Annotated in this window: 20 protein-coding genes; all 20 read right to left on the bottom strand. The window is 55.9% G+C overall.

The genetic code is table 11. The features are described from left to right. Positions 1-45: 45 nt before the first annotated feature. Complete coding sequence (tssG, locus tag FA91_RS01930) at positions 46-1,095, bottom strand: type VI secretion system baseplate subunit TssG (protein ID WP_034912058.1); 1,050 nt, start codon at positions 1,093-1,095, stop codon at positions 46-48. Next, positions 1,092-2,969: a type VI secretion system baseplate subunit TssF gene (gene tssF / locus FA91_RS01925; RefSeq protein WP_034912057.1), complete on the bottom strand. Its 1,878-nt coding sequence runs from the start codon at positions 2,967-2,969 to the stop codon at positions 1,092-1,094. Before tssF ends, tssG begins: the two co-directional genes overlap by 4 nt. Before the next feature lie 2 nt (positions 2,970-2,971). Beyond that, positions 2,972-3,544: a type VI secretion system baseplate subunit TssE gene (tssE, locus tag FA91_RS01920; protein ID WP_034912056.1), complete on the bottom strand. Its 573-nt coding sequence runs from the start codon at positions 3,542-3,544 to the stop codon at positions 2,972-2,974. Next, positions 3,541-4,359 (bottom strand): type VI secretion system accessory protein TagJ, encoded by an 819-nt coding sequence (locus tag FA91_RS01915; RefSeq protein ID WP_034912054.1) that lies wholly within the window; start codon positions 4,357-4,359, stop codon positions 3,541-3,543. Before FA91_RS01915 ends, tssE begins: the two co-directional genes overlap by 4 nt. Positions 4,360-4,384: 25 nt before the next feature. Continuing rightward, the gene (locus FA91_RS01910; RefSeq protein ID WP_034912052.1) at positions 4,385-5,404 is read right to left on the bottom strand and encodes a hypothetical protein; all 1,020 of its coding nucleotides are present in this window, start codon (positions 5,402-5,404) and stop codon (positions 4,385-4,387) included. Between the two features lie 22 nt (positions 5,405-5,426). Continuing rightward, positions 5,427-6,221, bottom strand: coding sequence for a protein phosphatase 2C domain-containing protein (locus FA91_RS01905; RefSeq protein ID WP_034912051.1), 795 nt, complete (start codon positions 6,219-6,221; stop codon positions 5,427-5,429). Beyond that, positions 6,221-8,116 (bottom strand): type VI secretion system-associated FHA domain protein TagH, encoded by a 1,896-nt coding sequence (tagH, locus tag FA91_RS01900; RefSeq protein ID WP_034912050.1) that lies wholly within the window; start codon positions 8,114-8,116, stop codon positions 6,221-6,223. Before tagH ends, FA91_RS01905 begins: the two co-directional genes overlap by 1 nt. A 134-nt stretch (positions 8,117-8,250) precedes the next feature. Continuing rightward, positions 8,251-8,709: a putative T6SS immunity periplasmic lipoprotein gene (locus tag FA91_RS01895; RefSeq protein WP_156103021.1), complete on the bottom strand. Its 459-nt coding sequence runs from the start codon at positions 8,707-8,709 to the stop codon at positions 8,251-8,253. A 23-nt stretch (positions 8,710-8,732) separates the two neighbouring features. Further along, complete coding sequence (locus tag FA91_RS01890; RefSeq protein WP_034912046.1) at positions 8,733-9,140, bottom strand: putative T6SS immunity periplasmic lipoprotein; 408 nt, start codon at positions 9,138-9,140, stop codon at positions 8,733-8,735. Next, a complete protein-coding gene (locus tag FA91_RS01885; protein WP_034912045.1) occupies positions 9,137-9,679 on the bottom strand; it encodes a hypothetical protein in 543 nt (180 codons plus the stop codon). Before FA91_RS01885 ends, FA91_RS01890 begins: the two co-directional genes overlap by 4 nt. Before the next feature lie 454 nt (positions 9,680-10,133). After that, a complete protein-coding gene (locus FA91_RS01880; protein ID WP_072032333.1) occupies positions 10,134-10,910 on the bottom strand; it encodes a hypothetical protein in 777 nt (258 codons plus the stop codon). Positions 10,911-10,930: 20 nt separating this feature from the next. After that, a complete protein-coding gene (locus tag FA91_RS01875; RefSeq protein WP_034912044.1) occupies positions 10,931-11,758 on the bottom strand; it encodes a peptidoglycan-binding protein in 828 nt (275 codons plus the stop codon). 72 nt (positions 11,759-11,830) lie between these two features. Further along, entirely contained in the window at positions 11,831-12,313 is a 483-nt protein-coding gene (locus FA91_RS01870) for a type VI secretion system tube protein Hcp (RefSeq protein WP_034912043.1), read from the bottom strand. Positions 12,314-12,525: 212 nt separating this feature from the next. Further along, entirely contained in the window at positions 12,526-14,022 is a 1,497-nt protein-coding gene (gene tssC, locus FA91_RS01865) for a type VI secretion system contractile sheath large subunit (RefSeq protein ID WP_034912040.1), read from the bottom strand. 3 nt (positions 14,023-14,025) lie between these two features. Then, positions 14,026-14,556, bottom strand: a complete 531-nt coding sequence (gene tssB / locus FA91_RS01860) for a type VI secretion system contractile sheath small subunit (protein ID WP_034912039.1) — start codon at positions 14,554-14,556, stop codon at positions 14,026-14,028. Positions 14,557-14,601: 45 nt separating this feature from the next. Beyond that, positions 14,602-15,612 carry a type VI secretion system protein TssA gene (tssA, locus tag FA91_RS01855; protein WP_034912038.1) on the bottom strand — a complete coding sequence of 337 codons (1,011 nt, stop codon included), beginning with the start codon at positions 15,610-15,612 and terminating at the stop codon, positions 14,602-14,604. A gap of 9 nt (positions 15,613-15,621) precedes the next feature. Then, positions 15,622-16,332: a type VI secretion system-associated protein TagF gene (tagF, locus tag FA91_RS01850; protein ID WP_034912035.1), complete on the bottom strand. Its 711-nt coding sequence runs from the start codon at positions 16,330-16,332 to the stop codon at positions 15,622-15,624. Between the two features lie 16 nt (positions 16,333-16,348). Next, positions 16,349-19,963: a type VI secretion system membrane subunit TssM gene (gene tssM / locus FA91_RS01845; protein ID WP_034912034.1), complete on the bottom strand. Its 3,615-nt coding sequence runs from the start codon at positions 19,961-19,963 to the stop codon at positions 16,349-16,351. A 3-nt stretch (positions 19,964-19,966) separates the two neighbouring features. Continuing rightward, on the bottom strand, positions 19,967-21,202 hold the full coding sequence (locus FA91_RS01840) for a DotU family type VI secretion system protein (RefSeq protein ID WP_034912033.1): 1,236 nt from the start codon (positions 21,200-21,202) through the stop codon (positions 19,967-19,969). A gap of 17 nt (positions 21,203-21,219) precedes the next feature. After that, positions 21,220-22,560 carry a type VI secretion system baseplate subunit TssK gene (gene tssK / locus FA91_RS01835; protein ID WP_034912032.1) on the bottom strand — a complete coding sequence of 447 codons (1,341 nt, stop codon included), beginning with the start codon at positions 22,558-22,560 and terminating at the stop codon, positions 21,220-21,222.

The raw sequence follows: 22,560 nt of genomic DNA, 5'->3' as shown, positions 1-22,560 counted from the left end.
TATTTTCCTTATAGTAATACGTCCTGAATGCGTCCTTTATATTGCTTATTCGCCGGTGCCCTCGCGTGGTTCCGGGCTGAACAACAGCTCGCCCCGTGGAGTTGACCGGGCCGCCTGCCCCAGCCAGCAGCTCAGACCCAGCAGAGACTGGCCGCCGAGGGTCGCGCCTTTCACCTCGTCGGCACGCAGGATCAACCGCACATCCCAGACGTATTCAATGCCGAGATACTGCCTCACCCAGTCGCGAAGCTGCGTCGCCCACGGTTTGCCGGGCAAAAACCGCGTGTAGTCTTCCAGCGGCATCGGGCCGAGCTCGATGCGGAGTTTGTGCTGAATATCGCGCACCGCCACGCCCAAAAAGGCGGACTCTCCCAGTCTCGGCATATGCCGTCCGGCACCGAGCCTTGCCCGTTCGCGTGGGCTGACAGGCTGCCAGTGCGGTACGTTCTCAACCAGCCTGACCGGCACGTTAAAATAGTGACGAAGAATTTTCTCCAGCCCACTGGCGTCCCGCCCGTTGCGGGACAAATGGCCCGCTACCGCGTAGCGTGCATGCGCGCTCAGGCTGCCGTTGTTAAGCTGCCCCGGCTGCCCCATACCAATCAGGCTGGCCAGATAGTGTTCGAAGCGACGGTTGTCGGCGCGATCCAATGACACGGTCGGCTGTGCGTCGGCCCATGCGCGATAAAACAGCAGCGTCAGGCGATGATGAAACAGGTCGGCAAACGCCGACAGGCTGTGATCCTGATGATGATAAATGCGCTCGCGCGCGTATTCGGTGAGGTGAACCGGCAGCGGGCCGTTCGGGCCAAACAGGCCAAAGCTGTAAACAGAGACGTCATGGTATGGCGTGTTCTCGCGCGGGCTCACCTTCGCCAGCGTTGACGGGGCAAACGCCAGCGAGGGTTCCTGACCGATGCGCAGCGGCTCATGACGCGGCAGCGGCGCACGGCCCAGCGGATAACGTTCGCCGCCCTGCGCATCCAGCCGACGCAGCAGTTGAAAGAGATCGTATCGCCAGGGCTTATGGCTTACCGTCTGCCAAAACGATTTCGGCAGCCGCTGGAGAGACCAGATTTTCAGCGGCGCGGTCATATCAGCGCCCTTTTACCCATACGCGGCGCCCAGTAGCCCACTTCACCGCGCTGCTGGCTATTGAGCGTGACTTCCGTAAAGGCATTGATCGCCACCAGACGCGCGAAAACGCGCTCCAGTACGCTGCCCAGCAGCCACGGACTGGCGCCCGAAAAGGCCTGTTCATCCACGCTCAAATCGATGCCGATGCCGCGCGCGAAAACAATCGGGCCGGGTTCCGGCACGCGCCGGTAAACCGGCTTGAGCTGACAGTGACGAATGCCGTCGATCTGCCGGGCGACTGACGGTTCGGCCAGGTTGGCATACAGGCCAAGCAGTTGACGCAGCGCCGATGCGCCCTGGCCGTCTTCGCTGTCCATCAGGCTCAGGTAGTTCATTTGCAGATGGCTTATCAATCGCCACGTCGCCATGTTTTCCGCCAGGGCCGGACGCGGCGGCGTCGGGCCTTTGCGCAGCGTCAGTTGCCCAACGGGAATGGAGTCCGCCATCATAAAGTGTCCCTGATCCTGCTGAAGCAGCATCAGCGGCAGGTCGCGGCTGGTGCACATGACTTCCGCCGTCAGATGACGCAGATCGTCGCGCCACGGCGACTGGCGTTCATCCACCAGCGAGAGAAAAACCTCCGAACCCACGTAGCCGGTTCGCGTACCGTAGCGCCGGGCGTGTTCCGACAGCGTGCGCGGCTCGCGGCGCAGCGAAAAGTAGGCGCCATAGTCGCCTTCGTCGCGGCCGAAGGTGCTCCAGAACGGCCGGAAGACCTGCTCTTCACGGCTGTTTTCCCCGGAGACGTAAAGCTTTTGTACCGAAAAAATTTCATAATCGAGCGGCCGGATATTATCAGCAACCAGATGGTACTCATGCACGTCGTCACTGATTTTTTGCCGCTCGGCCGTTCTGGGAAAAAGGTTGATCACCGGCGTGCAGTGCAGCGCCAGATGGCTTTTATCGATCACCCGCTCCAGCGCGGAATCGGCTTTGTCCAGCAGCAGAACGATCTCCATCGTTTTCACGCCAGGCCCGCACTTCGCCAGCAGCGGCCTGAGCTGGCCGATGCTGACAAACTGGAAGCGCGCGGGAAAGGCAAAGTATTCCTGGAGCAGGCGATAACCGTCAAAGTTACGCAGGTCGTCCGGCAGCAGCGACTGTTCCGGCGCGAAGCCCTCCTGCTTCAGCGCGTCATCGCCCATGACTACGCGCTGCGGGTTGGCCTCCACGGTCTGGCAGAAGAAGCCGACGCTGTGCTGCATAATCAGCTCCAGCAGTTGCTGCGCCTGAATATCCGGCCCGCTGAGAAAGAACATCAGATTATCGAAGGTCAGGTTATTCAGCATCATCTCGTTACGGGTAGTCAGACGTATCCGCAACGCGCTCACCGCACCGCGCTGGCTAAGGCCCAGCGACGCCAACGGGATATCCGCCGGGACGCCGCCCAGCTCCACGCGTTCGATGCTCACCGGTTGTAGCACGACGTCATGCGCGGTGGTGTAGCTACAGGTTACGCCGTTCTTTTTCAATGCCTGGCTGTCCATCAACGTGCCGCGCGGCACCAGAAAGCCACGGGTGATGTCGCCTTTTTTGGCATCGGGATGCAGTTCCGCAATCGCCATTGATGGCGTTGGTGCCAGATAGTTCGGCGCGATCATCTCCAGCATCCGCTGAGAGAAACGGGGAAACTCCGCATCCATTTTCAACTGCACGCGTGAGGTCAGAAAGGCAAACCCTTCCATCAGCCGTTCGACATAAGGATCGGCCACTTCAATACCGCGCATGCCGAGCCGCCCGGCGACCTTTGGATAGCGTTCGGCAAATTCCGCGCCCATCTCACGCAGGTAGGCCAGTTCGCGGTTGTAATAATCGAGCAGTTTGCTGTCCATGGTTACCCTACGTCTTTAAGCTCAAAATGACCGTTTTCCAGATCGACATCGGTGCGAAACAGAAACTCCAGCGGATAAGGTACGCACCACAGCCGCCCTTTGATCTCAATCGACAGCATGTTGTGCAGCTGGATTTTCTTATCATCGGAGACGCACCGCACCGCAAGGCCCGCCGGCAAAATGCGCGGCTCGAAGTGCAAAATCGCCTGCGCGAGGTTTCGTTCAATATCGGCCCATTCAATATCCGACATCAGCTGACCGGCCAGCGCCGCCACACCAAAATTAACCACCGAGCGCTGAACATGTGCAAACGGCTGGAGATCCTGCTGTGCTTCATTATTGATGCTGTTAAACAGCCATTGCAGATCGCGCAGGACGTTGCGGCGCAGCGCGCTGTGCGAAATCACCGTACTGCTCAGCGGCTCCTGCTGTTTATCCGGCGCGTCATCGGTGAGGCGATCCAGCAGCGAAGGCTGCATTTTGTCACGTACGTTCAACGCATCCTGCTTGCTGCGATGGCGATGACCGCCGCGCAGCAGATCCTGCTGCGGATTGCGCTCGAAATCATTACTCATGGTGCGCGGCCATCAGGGTTAAAGGTGACAACGTCCAGGTTTAACAGCGGAAAGTTGGCCTCCGCGCTCAGCCAGGTTTTCTGTCCGTGACCGATAAACTGCTCGCCGAGCGGATGCCACTCTGTGACGCTACCCAGAAGCAGCGCATCGGCGGCGTCGCTGGCAAACGGATAGCGCACCGGGATCTGGCAGACCTGCTCGCTGCCGTCGATCAGCCGCACCAGCGTGTGCCGCCAGACCAGGTCGGTCGCGCTGGCGAGCGCCTGAAAACGCAGCTCGCTGACGGCGGCAAAGGGCAGCCACGTATAGCGACCGTTTACAATCAGTTCGCATATCGGGCCAAGCCGAACGTCGCCATCAATGAGCCACTCAACGGAATGAAGCGCGTCGCTTCCCTGCTCCGTCAGGGTAGCCGGATTAACGTCGACGGCCTCAAAAGCCGATGCGCGCAGCGTTTCAGCTTCACTGTGCAGGCCCGCAACATCAGCCTGCAATGCGCCCAGCAGCAAGCTGGCCCAGCCAAATGCTTCGCCAGGCATGCGCGGCTGCGCCTGACCGGCAAACACATCGGCACGTTGCATCTCGCCCGCCACCGCCTGCTCCAACAGCGTTACCGTCGGCTGCGCCTGCGGCTTCATCGCCAGCCAGGACTTAAGCTGCATCTGCGCCCGCGGCCAGTTGCCTGCCAGGCACAGCAGTTGCACAAACGCGGCGCGAAGATCGGCGTCTGCCGGGCGTCGCCTGATATCCGCTTCAACGCGCGTCAGGGTGTCTGCCAGCGTCGCGCCAGCCATCAGTTGATTAAGAGAGTGCATAGCCTTTCCTCAGCCAGACGATAAACTAATTGATGGTGCGAAACGCGCCAGCAGCAGGATCGCGCAGTTGCGGATGCAGCGCGGGAACCAGCCTGAACGACAGTGATTTGGCGTTTGCCAGATACGGCGACCACACTTTGCGAACTTCATCGAGACGCGCCTTGAGCGCGCTTTCGTCGCTGGCCTCAGCGGGCGATATCTGTATCGCCACCGTGCCATCGGCCTGCCAGCCGTTCAGCGTCGGCGCATAGGGCACCAGCATCCAGCTCTGCGGCGATTTCTCATCGCTCAGCACCATGCGCTCGTTATTTACCGTGGTGATTTGCAGATCGCGTCCCAGCGCTTTCGCGCTCAGGCCGGCTACCGGGAATCCCTGAAGGAAGATCACGCGCTGGCTTTTGGCCGCGCGGGAGTCTGAACGCTCTATCTGGCTTTCGCCGCTCAGCCAGCCGTCGCTGCCGCAGGTCACGCCGCCTTTCGCCGGTACAAACAGCGCGTGGGTCTGGCCGCTGCGCCACCAGGTGCGGAAGTGACAGCCGTCCATCAGGCTGAACTGGCTCCACGGCGTGGTGTCCGCAGGCGGGGAAAGCGTTTCCGGCGCGACCGCGGGCGCCTGTTCAGGAACAGACGCGGTGGCGGGTGTCTGTTCGGGAGCGGACGCGGTGGCGGGTTCAGCAACCGGCGCCGCGGCTTCCGGCGTAACCTGCACTGCCCATTTTTGTGCTTTGCTGGCGCTGCCTTTCGCCAGCGTCTGCCCGCTGCCGTCATTCATTTGCCAGCGAATAGTGGTCAGCTTTGCGCACTGTTTCGCCAGCAGGCTACCGACGCGCGGCAGAAACTCATTCAGCACGGCGGGATCTTTGCTGCCGTTCGCCACAATGCGCAGCGGCAGCTCGCTGGCGCACCAGCTTGCCGGCGCGTTGCTCTTCACGTTGTCGATCCAGATATTCAGTTTCAGCGAAGGCGAGGAGACGATGTTGTAATTCTGCGCCCAGGCGCCTGACGCGATAAGCAGGGAAAACGCACCTGTTAGCCAATATTTCATAGGGTTCCTTGAAGGCCGTAATTTAATCACGAAGAGGGAAAAACTGGGCTGCTTCTGATAAAGAGTGCAGCAGCGTGGTGTCTTGCGGGTCGCCTATCCAGACGGCGACGGCGCTGTAATTGTCCTGACTGCCGGAGGATTCACGATCGTTTTTACGGATCACCTCCTGCATCAGCGTCAGCCATTCGGCAGGCGTGTTAACCATGTGCAGCGACTGCTGCATATGATTCGGCGTCAGTCCATGCCAGAAGCCATCGGTACAGAGCAGAAACGCATCGCCATCTTCAATGGGTACCACGTCGCTGTAGCTGGCGTCGCGCTCCTCATCGCCCATTCCCAGTGCGAAATAGAGCATATTGCTGTTGATGCCCTCGGTGGGATGCCCGGCATCCTTCATCTGCTGCACCAGGCTGTGGTCGGTCGTGACCTCGTACAGATAGCCGCGGCGAAACAGATAGAGGCGGCTGTCGCCCGCGTGCGCCCAGTAGGCCAGCTCGTAATCTCTGTCGATGAATAAGCTGACCAGCGTGGTGCCCATGCGTTTGTAATCGCTGGTCGCTTTTTGCTGCTGGCGAATGGCGCGATTGGCATCGTTAACATAGCGACGAATGCTCTGCGCATTGAGATGCTGGTCGCCGTCGAAGCGTTCCAGGATGGTGTTGCGCGCCAGCTCCGCCGCGACATCGCCGCCGGGCAGGCCGGCCACGCCGTCACAGACCACAAAGCAGGCGGAGCGCTCGCCGATGCGCTCGCCGGTCTGGTCCTGATTGCTGTCGCGGGCGCCCTGATTCGACATAGAGGCAAGGGTGATATTCATTATTCTTCCGATCTGATTTGAGAGTCTTTGTACTGATTCACTTCCATGTCGTAAGCATGTAAGAAGGCTTCGCCAAACAGCGTATGGAAGTCATCTTCAATTTCACCTGCCGTTTCGCCGTAGCGTTTGGTGAAGTGATCCCACAGCGCGGCTTTGCGGCTGCCCGGCAGCGACAGGCGCGAGGTGATGCCCTCCTGACGCGCTTCTTCCTCAAGCTGCTGCGGGTTAAACGACTGAAGCATTGACGCGATAATGGCGCGGATCCCGGCGATCATGCCCAACTGGTGCGCCTGAAGATCGACCAGCGCATCGCGCACCGACTGTTTCGGCGGCATAAAACCCGGCATGCGGCTGCCGAACATCTGCATCAGCACCGACTTGCCCGACGGCAGCAGCTTGAACGGGTTGTTGGCCTCGTCAAGGATCACCGTCATTTCTGCTTTAACGCCACGCTTGAGGATTGAGCGCGACGAGAGCAGCGCCACGGTGCCCTGCGAGAACATGCTGAGCATCTGGCCCAACTCCTGCATTGAGTCGCGATCGAAACGCGGCGTGGGTTGGAGATCGTTCAGTCCCATACCGCCAATCAGCGCATCAAGCAGTTCGCCTTCCAGCATTTCGCCGCTGGAAGCCGCACTGGCCTGATGTGAAACCGGCTCGGAAACCGGATCGATACGCAGACGCCCTTTCGGTGGCGGCGTGGTATTGCGGGCAACCGCCTGCGGCGTCGGCAGCGTGATGCCGCCGTAGTCGGGCTGCGCGCCGCGCTCCTCAAACAGCGGCGAGGCCTGCGGTAGCTCGTCAGCAGGGGGCGTGCGTTGGCTTGCTTCCTGCGGCTCGTTGAAAAGCGGTGAGTTTTTCAATGCGTCCGGCTGCGCGTCGAAGAGCGGCGAGTTGTTCATTGCGTCCGGCTGCGCGTTGAAGAGCGGCGAGTTGTTCATTGCGTCCGGCTGCGCATCGAAGAGCGGCGAGTTGTTCAATGCGTCCGGCTGCGCGGGAATCGCCGTTGACGACGTCCCGCCCTGGAGATTGACATCGTTGTCGGTCTGCTTCGCTGTCTGCCCTTCCGGCGGCGTCAGCGGCACCGCATTGCCCATCATCAGGCCCAGCGGGTCATCGCGGTGGGTTTGTTGAGGCACCCCGCCGCCGCCGAACAGCGCCAGCGGATCGACCTCGTCATGACCTTTTACCGGCTGTTGCGGTGTGGCGGCAGGCTGCTGAAGCAGCGTGCTTGGCGTGCTGTCATCGAAAATGCTCTGCTGTTTAAACAGAGGATCCTCGTTAAACAGCGCATCCGGCGTGCTTTCGCGGCGATCCAGATTCAGATCGGCGGAACTGAACTGCGCCAGCGGATCGACCGGATTGCGATCCGGCGTCGGCCCTTCGGTGAGCGGGTTGCCGCTGACCGGCGCGGGCTTGCTGCGGCTGGAAAGGTTATCGGTAATTGAGAACTCCTGCGCCAGGCTGTCCCAGATTTCACTGGGGATCGCGGCAGGCGTGCTTTCCGTTGCCGCCGGTTGCGGAGCGGGCTGCTGCGCGACAACAGGCTGCACTACCGGCGCAGCCTGCGGCACGCTGGCGGAGAGTTCGCTGACCTGGATGCGGTACTCATCAATCGTGAGAACGTCGCCCTCCTGCAACTCCACCTGACGCCCACGCGCCAGCGGAATATCGTTGAGATGAACCTGTGTGACATTGCCGCGATTGGTGATGCGACATTCGCCCTCGGCGTTAATATGCACCAGCGCCTGAAGGCGGGAGATGGTGCGTTTATCGTCCGGCAGCACAAGGTTATTTTCAGGCCCGCGGCCTACAGTGCCGCCCGGCGGCGCAAAGTCGAAACTGCTCTGCGGCGGCTGGTGACCCGGTTTATTCGCTATTATCGTAAATCGCATAACGGATTCCTGCATTGGATGTAAAGCCTGTTCCATGAGTTACATCCATGGTGAAAACAGGCGCAAAAACGATTATTGGAGGGCGAGTACTTTATGCATTGCCGCAGCCGACGAACGGGGGTGCAGGCGGGCGATTATTTATTGATGACGCTCAGTTGGCCTGACGCGTCTTCGGTAAGGTAAAATTCTGCAAGGTAGCGCACCGTATCTTCGGTGGAGACGCTATCAATGCGCATCAAGGTGCCATATTCTCCGGCTCCCCAGGGAGTACCCTCCCAGCGCGTGCATTCACCCGGTTTGACATCGCTTGCGGGCGTGGCAGCCGCTGACGGAGAGATCATCTGCCATTTCGCTCCTTCGCGGCGGGAAACCGTCACGCCATTGCTACGTAAGATTTGACCAGCGCGTGCGGCATTTTCAGGGATTAAAAAACAGGGTTGGTTATTTTCAATCTTCACCTTCATGACCCCGTACCTGGGTTCGCCAAAGTGGCATCCTGCCAGCAGGAAGATGATTGCCGGAACCATGCAGATGCATTTCATAAAAGTCCTTTTTTTGCCCCGAGATTGTAAAAGGGCGAGTTCTTCAGGCACCACAGCTCGTTTCAGGCAGGCAGTTATTTATTAATGACGCTCAACTGACCAGAGGCGTCTTCGGTAAGATAAAACTTTACTGCGTAGCGCACGGTGTTTTCGGTGGAAATATTATCAACACGCATCAGAGCTGAATATTCCCCGGCAGTCCAGGTAGTCCCCTCCCAGCGCGTACACTCGCCCGCCCTGACGTTTCTTACTGGAGACGTTGTCGATGGTGGTGAGATCACCTGCCATTTTCCTCCCTCATGGCGCTCGACCATAACGCCATGGCTTTGCAGAGTTTCATCAGCACGGGCGGCATTTTCAGGGATTAAAAAACAGGGTTGGTTATTTTCAATCCTGACTTTCATAACAGTAAACCAGGGACGTTCGAGGTGGCATCCTGCCAGCAGGAATATTGTTACCAGAATAACGTATTTGATTTTCATAAAAATGCCTTTTTATCACCCGGATTTGCAAGAAATACGCTGAGATTGTTTCTGTATTTATCCAAAAGATCTGGCCCGACAATGCCCTCAAAGCTCATTATTTCTTGAAAATTATCTTTACCGAAGTGCGTCAGATAAAAGTAGTCAGCAATAATAGAAGCCTGCTGCTCCATCCCATACTCTGATAAAATCTTATCTGGTGGTAATGTGTATTTATAGTTTACTGCCCAACTAAACGCGCCACGCGTTCTGACATTCATACCAAGCTGGTGTTGAAGCACATGCACCATTTCATGAATAAACCAGTGAATATATCGCGATTCTGATGTCGAGAAATCATCCATATAGTGTGGTTCTCTGAAGTAAATTTCACCATTTGGTGTCATTGCCACATCCTGAGACTGCATATTGAAGGGCAGATAACTGCCGTTATGAATTTTGACCGACTGATAATGTATCGCATCACCAAATATTTTCATCGCCAACAATTTCTCACCCGCGGTTAACGGTCTGGAGTTCCCTTCTTTCAGTATTGGCATAGTTACTCCCTGTTGATTTTTTTTGGTTGAGATTATAGAAAAGTCTGCTATTGAAAAAGAAACGATGAAACTGTTAACCAGGAAAAACCTCTTAAATATTTTTACTTTATTTAATGCTTTTAAATTCACATGTAATGAAGTACATCTTTATTCTAATATTAGTGATTTAAACTTCATTTTTTTGCTGTATATCCAGAAAGATCGATAAAGAAAATAATTTAAAGTGAACCCATCCAGGAATGCAACATTAAGCAAATTAATTGTATTGCACCTTGTTTTCTGGAGCTTCTGGCAAAAATTAATACTATATTATACATTGAGTAGGCAATGGAAAAACCGACTCATTTATTTACATCTTTTTATAATGCAGCATATTAGCTGACAGACAATGTGAAAGATAGTAATGGAGTCATTTTCATCACTATCTTTTAAATAAAAAACTTTATCTGAATTTTTACTGGTTACTACGTGCCATTAGCTCATTTAATCTTTGAATCATATTTCTGGTCAGGCATTCAGTATCATCATCACATCGGTTACGTTTAACTAACCAAGCTTTCTGCATATTTAACATATTCTCCTTAGAACGCAGATCATTTTTTAAATCAGGACTGTTTTTTACCAGCCACCAGGCTTTATTAACACTTTGGTCATACGATGATAGAATTGCATCAGAACAAATTTTTATTTCTGATTTAGCTGTCGCTTTTTTACAATCGAAAGAAGGGTTAGGAGCTGAAAGATTCCCGGTCTTTTTTAAAGTAAGTAAAGTATCATCATACCAGTTGATAATTATGGTATGATCATTAATTAGGGCTACCCAAGAGTTAACTCCGGTATCAGCCCCACCAAAACTCCCACTCTTGCAGACTATCTTAATAGCAGTGATTTTGTCGCTACCAGACTCTACTTCATAATCACTTGCGTTAGCATTTCCGATTGAGGTCAAGATCAATTCATTGAGATCTGATGTAGAAGACGAATAACCTGGGGAATTACATTCAAATTTTTCAGGTAGATTAGTTCTAACAACATTTTTATTAAAACTAATGTATCTCCCGTTCAATCTAGGATCATTATACTGATAGTTTAAGGTTCTTTCAGAGTTTATATTGATGCTAGTTTTTTCAACCATCCATATACCCTCAGGAATTTCAGGCGCTCCAGCAAATGATAATTTTGCCAAGGGGGTAAAGTTAATTAACAAAATAAAAAAAACCAATCTTTTCATTAAATAAACCCTTCCATTAATCATTGATATATACCATTCAAAAACAAATCAACCTCATAACGTCTTCGGTTAATTAGCCCCCGAGACACTTTTCCCCCAGAGGTTATTGCCTTATTTATTTCATTCATGGCATCAGATACTTTCCCTTGATTTATGAATGCGCAAACTTTTTTGAATCTACCGCCAGGATTATAAGCAAAAGAAACTAGCGCATCAAATTCAGTTTGAGTAATTCGTACAAATATATTATTTTTTACCATTTTTACATATGGCGGTATTGTAAATTTGAGCAGGGCAGTTTCTTGTAAAGACGTAAGCTTGACAAGCGCCTTGTTATTTTCTGAAAATCGCTTAGCTTCGCCATTGATCAAATGAGAAGCTTTACTGATTTCTGCAGCAATTTTTTCAGGAATCCCAATTTGAATCATTGCGTTTTTTATTGAAATTTCAGAGCGCTCCTTCATATCGTATCCTGGCCCTAATGTCACACCACTAGCTCCCCCAGGCCAGTGTAAGTAACAGCTATGTCCAGGCCATGCTTCTCTTTTGAAAATAAAGTACAAGCCATTAGCGGATATAGCCATTGCCCCTGAAGTTTGCCTTCCTAATCTTCTTCCTATTGGCGGTTGTGGTGCTCTCTCAATAACTGAGTGACCTAATTTTAAAAAAGTTTCACGCCCCGCAACGCCATCCTTATGGATGTTACTTTTCATTTGAAATTTTCTTACGGCTGTTTCTGTTTTAATCCCAAACATACCATCAGTACTGGTGTTTATACCTTTACTGTTCAGAAGTTCCTGAAGCCTTTTAACCGCTATCCCGCGATCACCTTTTCTAAGTACCGTCATCTTGTTCAGCCTTGAGAAAGATTATATAATTAAAATCCTCCGCCCATAAAATAATATGGGCGGAGGTTGAGATTATGCCTCTCTATTTTCTTTTATATTCCAGCCTGCGCTGCTTTCAGCTCCCTTACCACCTGATGAGCTTTGCTCCCAATATTGTTGCTTGACTTTTGCTGCCTGGAAAGCGTAAGCCAGACCAACTAAATCTCCATCATTTTCACCACTATATTCCACAGAGGTTACCAAAACATCTTCTAAAGTAATACGAGTATATTCAACTTGATTTCCGCCAGCTTTGCATATCGAAAGCTCAACTTTGTTTATATGCTTCCCACTTGAGCAATATTTTAGAATTGCCGTAGCAGATTTATCGATCAAAGCATTTACATGAAGATCGTTATAATTAACTTTACCCGCACCGCCGCCGCCGCCAACGGACATATTCCCTGGCTGTGTTGCACCCCATGAGAATGAAGTGATATCTGTCCAACCTGTATGATTAGAATCCTTAGATTCACCCGTAACACCATCTACTTTTAAAAACATATCAATAGCCATGATTATCTACTCTTCATTAGTTGAAATTTGCTTTAGATAAAGCACTGATATGGCAAACAGGAAAGCATGGGGCTGAATAAAACAGTCCATATTTTACCTCTGCCTCACTCTCGAATATCGCTACATGGAATATTCAGAGGATCGCTGGAATATTGCGGTAATATTCCCACGAATTTATTCAGAGGTAACTGTCGTCACCTCTGTAAAATTGATTACGCGTTATCCGCCTTCAACGACGGCAGCTTAGAGACCAGACGCAATGATACCGTCAGGCCTTCCAACTGATAGTGCGGACGCAGGAAGAACTTGGCGGCGTAATAGCCCGGGTTGTCCTCGATCTCCTGCACCTCAACGTTCGCAGCAGCAAGCGGCTTGCGGGATTTGTCCTGCTGGGATGAGTTAGCCGGATCGCCATCGACATAGTTCATAATCCAGTCGTTCAGCCAGCGCTGCATTTCATCACGCTCGCGGAAAGAACCGATCTTGTCGCGCACGATGCACTTCAGATAGTGCGCAAAACGGCAGCAGGCGAACAGATACGGCAAACGTGAAGCCAGACGCGCGTTGGCGGTGGCGTCTGCGTCGTGATATTCCGCCGGCTTCTGCAACGATTGCGCGCCGATAAAGGCAGCAAAGTCGGAGTTCTTGCGGTGAACCAGCGGCATAAAGCCGTTTTTGGCCAGCTCGGCTTCACGACGATCGCTGATGGCGATCTCGGTCGGGCACTTCATGTCCACGCCGCCGTCGTCGCTCGGGAAGGTATGGCAGGGCAGATTTTCTACCGCGCCGCCGGACTCAACGCCGCGAATGGCGGTGCACCAGCCGTACTCTTTGAACGAGCGGTTGATGTTGGCAGCCATGGCATAAGCCGCGTTGGTCCAGGTGTAGTTGGCGTGGTTGGCGCCTTCGGTCTCTTCTTCAAAATCAAAGGTGTCGACCGGGTTCGAGCGAATGCCATAAGGCAGACGCGCAAGGAACCGCGGCATAACCAGACCCAGGTAGCGCGCGTCTTCTGATTCACGCAGGCTGCGCCAGGCGGCGTATTCACTGTTCTGGAAGATTTTGGTCAGATCGCGCGGGTTCGCCAGCTCCTGCCAGGACTCCATCTGCATCACTTCCGGCGCGGTGCCGGTGATGAACGGACAGTGCGACGCAGAACCAATGCGCGCCATTTCGCCCAGCAGCTCCACGTCCTGCGGGCTGTGATCGAAGTAGTAATCGCCCACCAGGCAGCCAAACGGCTCGCCGCCGAACTGACCATACTCCTCTTCGTAGATTTTTTTGAAGATCGGGCTCTGATCCCAGCCCACGCCTTTATAGCGCTTCAGCGTGCGGCCCAGTTCCTGCTTGGAGATGCTCATAAAGCGAATTTTCAGCATCTCGTCGGTTTCGGTGTTGTTCACCAGGTAGCTCAGTCCACGCCACGCGCCTTCCAGCTTCTGAAAGTCTTCATGGTGGATGATCTGGTTGACCTGCTGCGACAGCTTCTCATCAATTTCACCGATAAGCGCCTGAATGGTGCGGTAGGCATCGCTGGAGACGGTGACGCTGTTTTCCAGCGCCTGCTGCGCCAGCGTTTTTACCGCACTTTCAACCGCTGAGCGCGCGGTGTCGGTTTTCGGACGGAACTCTTTGTTCAGCAATGAACTGAACTCGTCCTGGCTCCAGCCCTGCTGCTGTTCCTGCTGCTGCTGTGATGGATTGCTCATCGTTTATGCCTCCCCGCCTTTGTTCTCAGCATCATCCTGCTTTGGCAGATGGCTGAGCGACTTAAGCAGCGTTGGATCCTGCAAAATTTTCGAGATCAGCTCTTCCGCGCCGTTTTTGCCATCCATATAGGTCAGCAGATTAGAAAGCTCGGTACGCGCTTCCAGCAGCTTATTCAGCGGCTCAACGTTGCGCGCCACGGCATCTGGCGAGAAGTCTTCCATGCTGTTAAAGGTAAGATCGATATTCAGACGGCCTTCGCCGGTCAGCGTATTGTCGGCCTGAAAAGCCACGCGGGGCTTCAGCGCCTTCATACGCTCATCGAAATTATCGATGTCGATCTCCATGAATTTTCGCTCATCGACGGCGGGCAGGCCTTCGACCGGCTTGCCGACCAGATCTGCCATGACGCCCATAACGAACGGCAGCTGAATTTTGCGTTCCGCACCATAGATCTCCACGTCGTACTCAATTTGTACGCGCGGCGCGCGGTTACGGGCGATAAACTTCTGCCCACTGGATTTACTGATTGCCATGGTGTTCTCCATTGGTATGCGCGGTAAAAAGGGTGAACGCCGGGGTTATCCGTCGCGGCGTCCGAAAATGTTTTCCAACTGATGAACGCCGTCCGGAGCCAGGTCGCGAATGATGTCCATAAAGTCCATTTCGATCATCCGCTGTACGCGGTCGATCATCAGCGGAGCCGGATGGCTTGGCTCATGCTGCACAAAGTACTGCTTTACTTTTTCTAACATCAGTTGTGCATCCGCGCGCGAGGTGGGCTGCGCGCTGCGCCAGTCAACGCCGTGGCTCACCTTCTTTTGCACCGTTCTTTCCGACGTGATGTCCTGCGGTTGGGCGGCAGGTATCAGCGTTGAAAGATCGGTGGCGACGCACGCCTGCGCAACGGTCTGAACAGTTTTCATCAACTGCGTCATTTCAGGCACCCCGGTTTCACCTAAATAGCTGACCAGCGTGGCCTGTATCGTTTGCAAACGCTCACTTATATCCAGCAGAGCCTCAACGCCAGGCTGGCCGCCGCGCGCCAGTTCGTCGATTAAACGCGCGCGCCCGCCCGGATAGTCCGGGCAGTCTGTTTTGCTGCCGTCCAACAGCGCGCAGGCGTCACGCAGCGAAATCTCATCCGAGGCGCTGCGTAGCAACGGCGCCTGACGCACAGCGTTAGTAAGCGCTGACTTATCACCAAGCGCGCCCAGCGCATTGATTCGATAAAAAGGATCGTGATGCCCATCCTCTTCCAGCATCGGCCAGAGCGCCGTCCACCATTGGTTCAGCGCCTGCTCGATCAGCGCAAGCCCGTTAGCGTAACCGGGCAGCCCTTTGAGCTGTGTTCTGGCCCGCGTCAGCGCCAGCATCACCCGCAGATCTTTGGTACGGGTGAGCAGATCGCTCGCCAGCCGCTCCACTTTGTTCCAGTCCGGCGGTTCGGCAGGAATGATGGTTGTGCCAAACTGCTGCTCGGCTTTGCCTTCGCTGGCCTGATCCATCGCCATGTAGTCCGCGTCATATTCCAGATTCTCGCCGCAGGGGCGGTCGTCACTGACCGGTACGAGAAGCGCATCAATATTCATCGTGATTCCTTATTCAAACATCGGCGGGTAGAGGCCGTGCCGCCCCGGTTTAGCCCCTGCCGCCGGGTCGAACAACATGGTAAAGAGCTGGCTGGTAAAGTTGCCGCTGTGAATGTGGGTATAAAGCGGATAGCCGTCGGTCTGATTCGTCCACCAGAAGCTGGTTGGTCGCTGCGGATCGAAGCTCTCGCACGCCTGCCGCCAGCTCAGCGTGCAGGGTTGATCGACGGGGCCGATGACCTCGAGAATTTCCGAACGCTGCGCATCGGAAGGCACCTGTGGCGTGGGAACCGACAGCAATGCCTCGTCTAACCGCGTGGCGGAATAGCCTTCGCGCACCGCCTGTATCAATACGCGCCCCAGTTGTTGATACCATTCTCCGGCCATCGACAGCTGCGAATGCGCCCAGCTCTGCGGCGAAAAGGTCATCAGCGCGCAGACCGGATACTGCCGCCCGACGCTGTCACGCGCAGGAAGCAGACAGCCCATCTGCACCAGCTGGCTGCCGAGCATCGGCGGTACGATAAAATTCCAGACGGGCGCACTGCTGAACTTTTGTTCGCTGTCGGGGCGCTGCTCTTCGTTCTGTTGCCAGTTAAGTAACCCTACCTGAAACCAGTGGGTCCACTGCTGCCAGATGGCATCAGGAAAACGGCGCTTTAAGAAATCGCCGGCACTGGGCAATTTTCCATACCAGCCAATCGCGGGCGTCTGGCTCATCATCATTTCCTTGCAGTTATGGGCATGAGAACCCGGGAAGCTGAAACGGGTTGCGAATACTGTTCGGGGTGAATTCCAGCACCACGCGGTGGCCGTTGACGTTAAATGTCGCCTGACGGCTGAGGCTGCCTGCGCCGCGTGCTTGTTGGGCGCGATCAAAGAAACGGTTCAGCGCCCAGGCGCCGTTGGTTACCAGCGTTGCGGTCGTGCCATCGGCCAGACCGAGCTGCATTCTCACCTGACTGGTGCCGCCCGGCCCCGGCCAGTTCATCAGCTGTACCGCCTGCGGCCCGTGGCTGTAGCGCAACAGCTGACCATCAACGTCCAGCGAAAGCGTGAGAATATTGTTATCCATCTGCACCGTGCGTACCGTCACGCGAAACGCGGGCGAGGCGGCGCCGTTGGCGAAAAAAGCGTCGCGAATGCTTTGCGCCTGCTGAAACGGTCGCAGCACGCTTTCGCCGCCGGGCAGCGTTTTGCCATCGATGCCTGGGGTAAAGCGCCAGTTCGCCTGGGTGGTATCGACCTTGTTCGCCAGGTTATCGCGAAAGAAGCTGTCCATCAGGCCAGTGCCTGGCGCAAACATGCGCGCCAGGTCGTCCGGCGTCACTTCCGCGCGGCCGTTGCGCGAAAGCGGATAGCGTCCGGCAATCGCCTGGCGGCAGAAGCTGCCGACTTCCATGTTGATGCGCTTGCGCACGTTATCAAGATCGCGGCGCTGCGTGTCGCTGCTGGCGCCCACCGCCATGCTGGTGAACATGTTTTGCAGCGCGCCCGGCAGCCGTCCCGCGCTGGCCTGAAGACGGCTGATCGCATCGCCGGCAGGCGGCGGCATACCGCTGTTTGCCGCGTCCTGCACCGCTGTCAGATAGCGATAGAGATCGTCGATCTGCTTCAGGAAATCATCAAAGGCGATGGTTTTTCCGCCTTTTTCCAGCGGCTGCGCCAGCTCGATGATCGGCGAAAAGTGAGCAGTTACTGACTGTTCAGGCGCCTGCTGCTGGCCGGTATCGGTCGTGTTCTGTCGGGAACGGAACAGCGCGTCGAGCGTATTGCTTGCCATGCTGCCGGTCTTGTTTTCCGCCTGGGTTTTGTCGTCCACAGGCACTGTTTTTTCCAGTACCAGATAGTGACTGAGGTTAATCACCAGCTTGCGCAGCGGCGAGTTGCTGCCGGAAAGGAGGCGCGCAGCGTTGATGCGCTGGGAAAGATCCGCGCTGCTGTTCAGTTGAATATCCTGTAACAGCGCATCCCATTGCCGCATGTAATCGGCCATGTAGAGTTGACGCACGGCGAGGTCGGTCTGCGCTTTGGTTTCGCCGCCAACCTGTCCGCCCAGCACCCAGCGATCGTCGTCGTGCAGTGCCGCCGTCACGCTGTCGATATTCTTATCAAAACTGTTCCAGTAGCCTTCCGGCGTGAACAGACCGGGAATGCCGTCGCCGATGGATTTACCGCTTTTGCGCGCCAGCACCAGCTCGCTCTGCGGGCCGCCCAGCGAAGCCAGCGATACCGGTTTCAGGCTTTCATCCCTTTGTAGCAGGCGCCTGAGGCGTCCGTAGACCCGCTGCGACAGCGGCATCTGATTAATCAGCGCCTGCTCGCGCTTTACCAGCGCATCATCCCGCGCGTAAGGGGACGCCTGGATCTGCGTCTCCAGCAGCTGCATCAGGTGCCATTCGAGCTGTTTGGTCTGCTCACGCGTCACGTTCTGCGGCTGATTGCGCTGGATATTGAGCATCACCCACGCATGCAGAAATTTGCCGTCGTAATGCTTCGGTTGATAAAGCATCTGGTAAGCCTTCAGCGCTTCGTAGCTGTAATCCGCATCGCTGCCGTTGTCGTTACGCAGCCAGGTGGTGATCATCCTGGCAACCTGCGGCATCAGTAACTGTTGCAGTGATTTCTGATACAGCGCCTGGGTGGCGTCGGTCACCTCCACGCCGCGATACAGCCCCATGCGCCGGGTGATCGGCGGATCGTTCAGATCGAAATCGTCGCTTTCAGGGAGTTTCACCACGCCGTTGAGGAAGGGAAGTAGCGCATAGAGATCGCTCAGATCGCCGGCCTCCAGGTTGCGGCTCAGTTGCACCACCTTCGGCACTTTCGCATTCACGGCGTGCAGATAGGCTTTATTGTTACGGAAGCTGGTTGTCCATAGCAGCGCCGCGATCACCAGCACCGCCGCCAGCAGCAGATAGCCCGACCACAGCACCGCGCGGTTGCGCAGTTCCCACCAGCGGTTACTGCCCGCCAGGCCCGCTTCCTGAAAGATGACATTTTGCAGCAGATCTTTAAGGAAAAAACTCTGGCCTTTGTTGGCCGGGATCGGAGCCTCTTTGTTGACGTTGTTCCAGTTGCCGCTGGTGCCGCTTTCGGTATCAGGGAGCTGTAGCGCACGGCTCAGCTCGCCCATAACCCGGTCAAACGGCAGGCCTTCCTGCGTGCCGCTGGCAAAGTAGATACCGCGCGGCGAAAACTGCGTTTCAAAGTTGGAACGGGCAAACACCGTATCAAGGTAGTCATGAAGCAGCGGGCGGAGCGCGGCAAACTCCTGCGGGAAGAGATAGCTCTCTGCGCGCGCCCGGGCGTCGCTCTCCTGAAGCAGCGTGTCCGGCAGTCCGGCGTCCAGCCGCTGCTGAAGGAGCGCGAACTCCTGGGTGAAGGTGCTTAACAGGTCAAAATCCGCATGCTTCGAGCGCTCCCACGGAAAGGTGAAGCCCCACACCTGGTCGCGCTGCGCTTTATCGAACTTTGCAAAATAGGCGCGAAAGCCCTTCAGCAGATCGGTTTTCGTTACCAGCACGTAGACCGGAAAGCGAATGCCGAGTTGTTCGTGCAGCTCAGTCAGCCGCTGGCGCAGCGAAATCGCCTGCTGCTGCGACGTTTCTGCGGATTGGGTGAGCAGATCGGATACGCTGATAGTGACGATCACGCCATTGATCGGCTGACGCCCGCGGTATTTGCGCAGCAGGCCGATAAAATTGTTCCACTCGCCCGCGTCCTGCTGTTCTTCACTTTGCTGCATGGTGTAGCGGCCTGCGGTATCCAGCAGCACCGCTTCATTGGTGAACCACCAGTCGCAGTTGCGCGTTCCACCTATACCGCGTAGCGCCGCCTTGCCAAAGCGGTCGGCAAGCGGAAACTGAAGCCCGGAGTTAACCAGCGCGGTGGTTTTGCCCGCGCCGGGCGCGCCAATGATCACGTACCAGGGAAGCTGATAGAGATACTGGCGACTGAAGCGTTGCGTCCAGCGGCGGTTGCCTGCACGGCTGAAATGCGCTTTTTTCAGCAGATCTGACGCTTCGGAGAAGCGCTCGGCCAGCACCCGATCCTCATTGGTCAGGCGTTTGCGATCGGGATCGGCGCTCTCTTCTGAGGTGGATTTCAGGCTGCCCATCAGCTTGCGGTTGAGCCAGGCGTTGTAGAGTCGCGGCACAAGATTACTCACACCCCAGACGATATAGAGCAGCGCGATACTGATTTGACGGTTGACTTCCGGTTCGAGCGGACGTGAATCGACAATGGAAAACACCGGCCCGATCACCCAGATGATGAAGGAGAGCGCGGTGATACCGACAAATCCCCACATCAGCCGGTTAGTCATAATGGCGAAAAAAATATTCAGCATCCGTTAATTTCCTTGCTGCAAGCCGTTGATCTCCGCACGCGTATTCTGCGGAGAAACTAACAGCGTGATGTCCACCCGGCGGTTGCGCGCGCGGTTTTCCGCCGTGGTGTTGGGCACCAGCGGATTGGTTTCGCCTCGTCCTTCCGCCTTCACGCGCTGCGGCTGGCTCAGATGCTGTTGCAGCCGCTCCTGTACCGACTGCGCACGCGCGAGGGAAAGTTCATAATTGGAGGCGAAGCGGGCGCTGCGGATCGGCACATTGTCGCTGTAGCCCACCACCAGAATACGGCCGTTAACGTTGTTCATCGCCTGGGCAATGCGATCAAGCACCTGCTCATAGCGCCCGCGTACGGCGGTCGAGCCGGAGGTGAACAGGCCATCGCCCTTCAGCGTCACCACGCTGCGATCGGCTTCATCGCGAACCGCCACCAATCCCTGCTCAATTTCAGGGCGTAAAAAGGCCTTCAGGTTGAGCGCAGCCGGCGGCGGCGGTGCCGGGTTATTGATGGTCACTTCCGGCAGCGGCGTTTGATAAACGGCGGCCAGCACCGGACTGGTCGCGTCGCCGAGACGCCAGTTGAGCAGGATGTAAAACAGACAGGCGAGGAAACCAACCAGCGCGGCGCAGGCCCACAGCGGCACGACTGGTCGCCACAGTTTGCGCATAACGGGATGATCTTCCGGATGGGGAGAGAGCGGCGGCGCGTAACCGCCACGCACGGAGCGGATCATCTGCAACAGACGCTGTTTGATGGTTTCCAACTGGGAGCGACCATTGTCCAGCACGCGGTAGCGGCCTTCAAAACCCAGTTGCAGGCAGTAGTTGATCAGTTCCAGCAGTGCAATCTGCTCGCGCGGATTTTGCGAAAGTTTGGCGAGCAGTTGAAAAAACTTTTCGCCGCCCCAGGTTTCATTATGAAAGGTGACCAGCAGCCCCTGCCCCGGCCAGACGCCGCGGCTGCCCCACGGCGTGAGCGCGGCGGCTTCGTCCAGCGCGGTGCAAAGACAATAGCGTGCGCCAATAATGACCTCATACGGCAGCGACGCCCGCTGGCAGTTCATTTCGAACTGACGGATTTCATCAATCAGTCGCTGGCGCAAACCTGCGGGATCGTCATGAGTGACCGAGTGACGAATTTGTGGAATGGCGTTGAGCAAACCGTTTGCCGCCGCCACCAGCGGATTGCTGCTGCTGGCGCCGGTAAAGAGATCGTTCTGAGTAGCCTGTCGTTCCTGCATCTTTTCTGTTCCCTGCGTCAGGCTGAGTGATTACGAACGGCCCAGAACTCCATGGTCAGGCCAGGGAAGTCGCCGGCGAGATGGAGCGCAAAGGTGCCGGATTTTTCCATCTCCAGCCACAGTTCGCTCCCCTTCTCCAGCTCGAAGTAGCTGTAGCCGACATGCCAGGGAATTTGCGGCGGCGCGGCAGGCATAGCGCGCAGCACCATACCCGGCAGTTGGAGCTGAACCAGATCGCGGATTTTGGTTACCGGCGCCACCTTCATCTGTGCGGGGAAGTGCGTTTGCAACATGTCGCCCGGCACGTTGGCGCGAACGGCCAGTACAAAACCGAAATCGTGCACCATGGAGCTGGTCGGCACCGTCGCCACGTTCAGGCCGTGGGAACGTTCGGTCAGCGGCAGTTGGATCGCGTTCTCTTCCATCACCAGCGACAATCCCTGACGCAGCGTCAGCATCAGTTTGCTGAAGCAGCGCGCCAGGTCGTCATGGTCATAGACCGGCAAGGCATCCGGGGTACGCGACGGCGTGTACGTGGTCAGTTCGCAGGCGAAAGCCAACCAGTGGGCGAAGAGCTTTTCAGGATGGAGCAGCGGCAGATTTTTAAGATGGCTGGCCTGGCCGACGTGGTGGTTAATCAGCGCCAGCAGCATAAAATCGACTAAATCGGCGGTGTTGAAGCGTCCCGGCTGTTGCAGGCGCTGACCGATCTGCTGGCTTCGCTGCATCAGCAGGCCGGCGATATCATTGAGCCAGCTATCGAGCTGCGAATGAGCCCCGCTGTGCAGCATCGGCGGAATGTAGCTGCTGTCGAGCTGTACCTGATTGTCGCTGCGTTTTTCCGCCACGCTGACCACCGCCATCGCCGTCCATTCCGCCGACAGCTCGCTCTCGGGCATCAGCCGCAGGCGTAGTTTACCGAACTGTACCGCCGCCGCGCCGACGGACATGGCGTTGAAGTCGTCCACTTCCTGCTCGAAACTGACGTAGCGCGCGAGGGAGTCGGCTGTTTCGCTAAAGATCACTTCTTCGCGTCCGTTGCGCCGCGCGGGTAGCGCCAGCACGACTTTCTCGCCGATCTGATTGTCGGCAATCTCAATCGGCGGCGGTGCGCCGTTCGCGTCACGAAAAGAGAAAAACGTTCCGTCAGGCAGCAGTCCGCTGGCAGAACTGAGTGCGATTTTCCCCTGTTGCAGCATCCCTTCGTCAATTTCATAATCGAGAAAGCCCCACATCCACGGGCGCTGCGCGCTGCCCCACTGGCGGAGCGCGCTGAGTTGGTAACTTTCTGACTGCTGGAAATGATGCGGGCGCAGAAACATGCCCTCGGTCCAGACCACTTTCTTGGCATTATTCAT

It is taken from the genome of Erwinia sp. 9145 (genome assembly GCF_000745075.1).
In the GTDB taxonomy this organism is placed as follows: domain Bacteria; phylum Pseudomonadota; class Gammaproteobacteria; order Enterobacterales; family Enterobacteriaceae; genus Erwinia; species Erwinia oleae.
The sequence above is the reverse complement of the archived record's forward strand: the minus strand, read 5'-3'. Positions and strand labels throughout refer to the sequence as shown.

Bases quoted from the DNA above. Each gene is read 5' to 3' on its own strand.
- tssA (WP_034912038.1), bottom strand. From the start codon at position 15,612: ATGAATATTGATGCGCTTCTCGTACCGGTCAGTGACGACCGCCCCTGC.
- tagF (WP_034912035.1), bottom strand. From the start codon at position 16,332: ATGAGCCAGACGCCCGCGATTGGCTGGTATGGAAAATTGCCCAGTGCC.
- tagH (WP_034912050.1), bottom strand. From the start codon at position 8,116: ATGCGATTTACGATAATAGCGAATAAACCGGGTCACCAGCCGCCGCAG.
- tssF (WP_034912057.1), bottom strand. From the start codon at position 2,969: ATGGACAGCAAACTGCTCGATTATTACAACCGCGAACTGGCCTACCTG.
- tssC (WP_034912040.1), bottom strand. From the start codon at position 14,022: ATGAGCAATCCATCACAGCAGCAGCAGGAACAGCAGCAGGGCTGGAGC.
- FA91_RS01840 (WP_034912033.1), bottom strand. From the start codon at position 21,202: ATGCAGGAACGACAGGCTACTCAGAACGATCTCTTTACCGGCGCCAGC.
- tssE (WP_034912056.1), bottom strand. From the start codon at position 3,544: ATGAGTAATGATTTCGAGCGCAATCCGCAGCAGGATCTGCTGCGCGGC.
- FA91_RS01910 (WP_034912052.1), bottom strand. From the start codon at position 5,404: ATGAAATATTGGCTAACAGGTGCGTTTTCCCTGCTTATCGCGTCAGGC.
- FA91_RS01890 (WP_034912046.1), bottom strand. From the start codon at position 9,140: ATGAAAATCAAATACGTTATTCTGGTAACAATATTCCTGCTGGCAGGA.
- FA91_RS01875 (WP_034912044.1), bottom strand. From the start codon at position 11,758: ATGACGGTACTTAGAAAAGGTGATCGCGGGATAGCGGTTAAAAGGCTT.
- tssK (WP_034912032.1), bottom strand. From the start codon at position 22,560: ATGAATAATGCCAAGAAAGTGGTCTGGACCGAGGGCATGTTTCTGCGC.
- FA91_RS01905 (WP_034912051.1), bottom strand. From the start codon at position 6,221: ATGAATATCACCCTTGCCTCTATGTCGAATCAGGGCGCCCGCGACAGC.
- tssG (WP_034912058.1), bottom strand. From the start codon at position 1,095: ATGACCGCGCCGCTGAAAATCTGGTCTCTCCAGCGGCTGCCGAAATCG.
- FA91_RS01915 (WP_034912054.1), bottom strand. From the start codon at position 4,359: ATGCACTCTCTTAATCAACTGATGGCTGGCGCGACGCTGGCAGACACC.
- FA91_RS01885 (WP_034912045.1), bottom strand. From the start codon at position 9,679: ATGCCAATACTGAAAGAAGGGAACTCCAGACCGTTAACCGCGGGTGAG.
- tssM (WP_034912034.1), bottom strand. From the start codon at position 19,963: ATGCTGAATATTTTTTTCGCCATTATGACTAACCGGCTGATGTGGGGA.
- FA91_RS01870 (WP_034912043.1), bottom strand. From the start codon at position 12,313: ATGGCTATTGATATGTTTTTAAAAGTAGATGGTGTTACGGGTGAATCT.
- FA91_RS01880 (WP_072032333.1), bottom strand. From the start codon at position 10,910: ATGAAAAGATTGGTTTTTTTTATTTTGTTAATTAACTTTACCCCCTTG.
- tssB (WP_034912039.1), bottom strand. From the start codon at position 14,556: ATGGCAATCAGTAAATCCAGTGGGCAGAAGTTTATCGCCCGTAACCGC.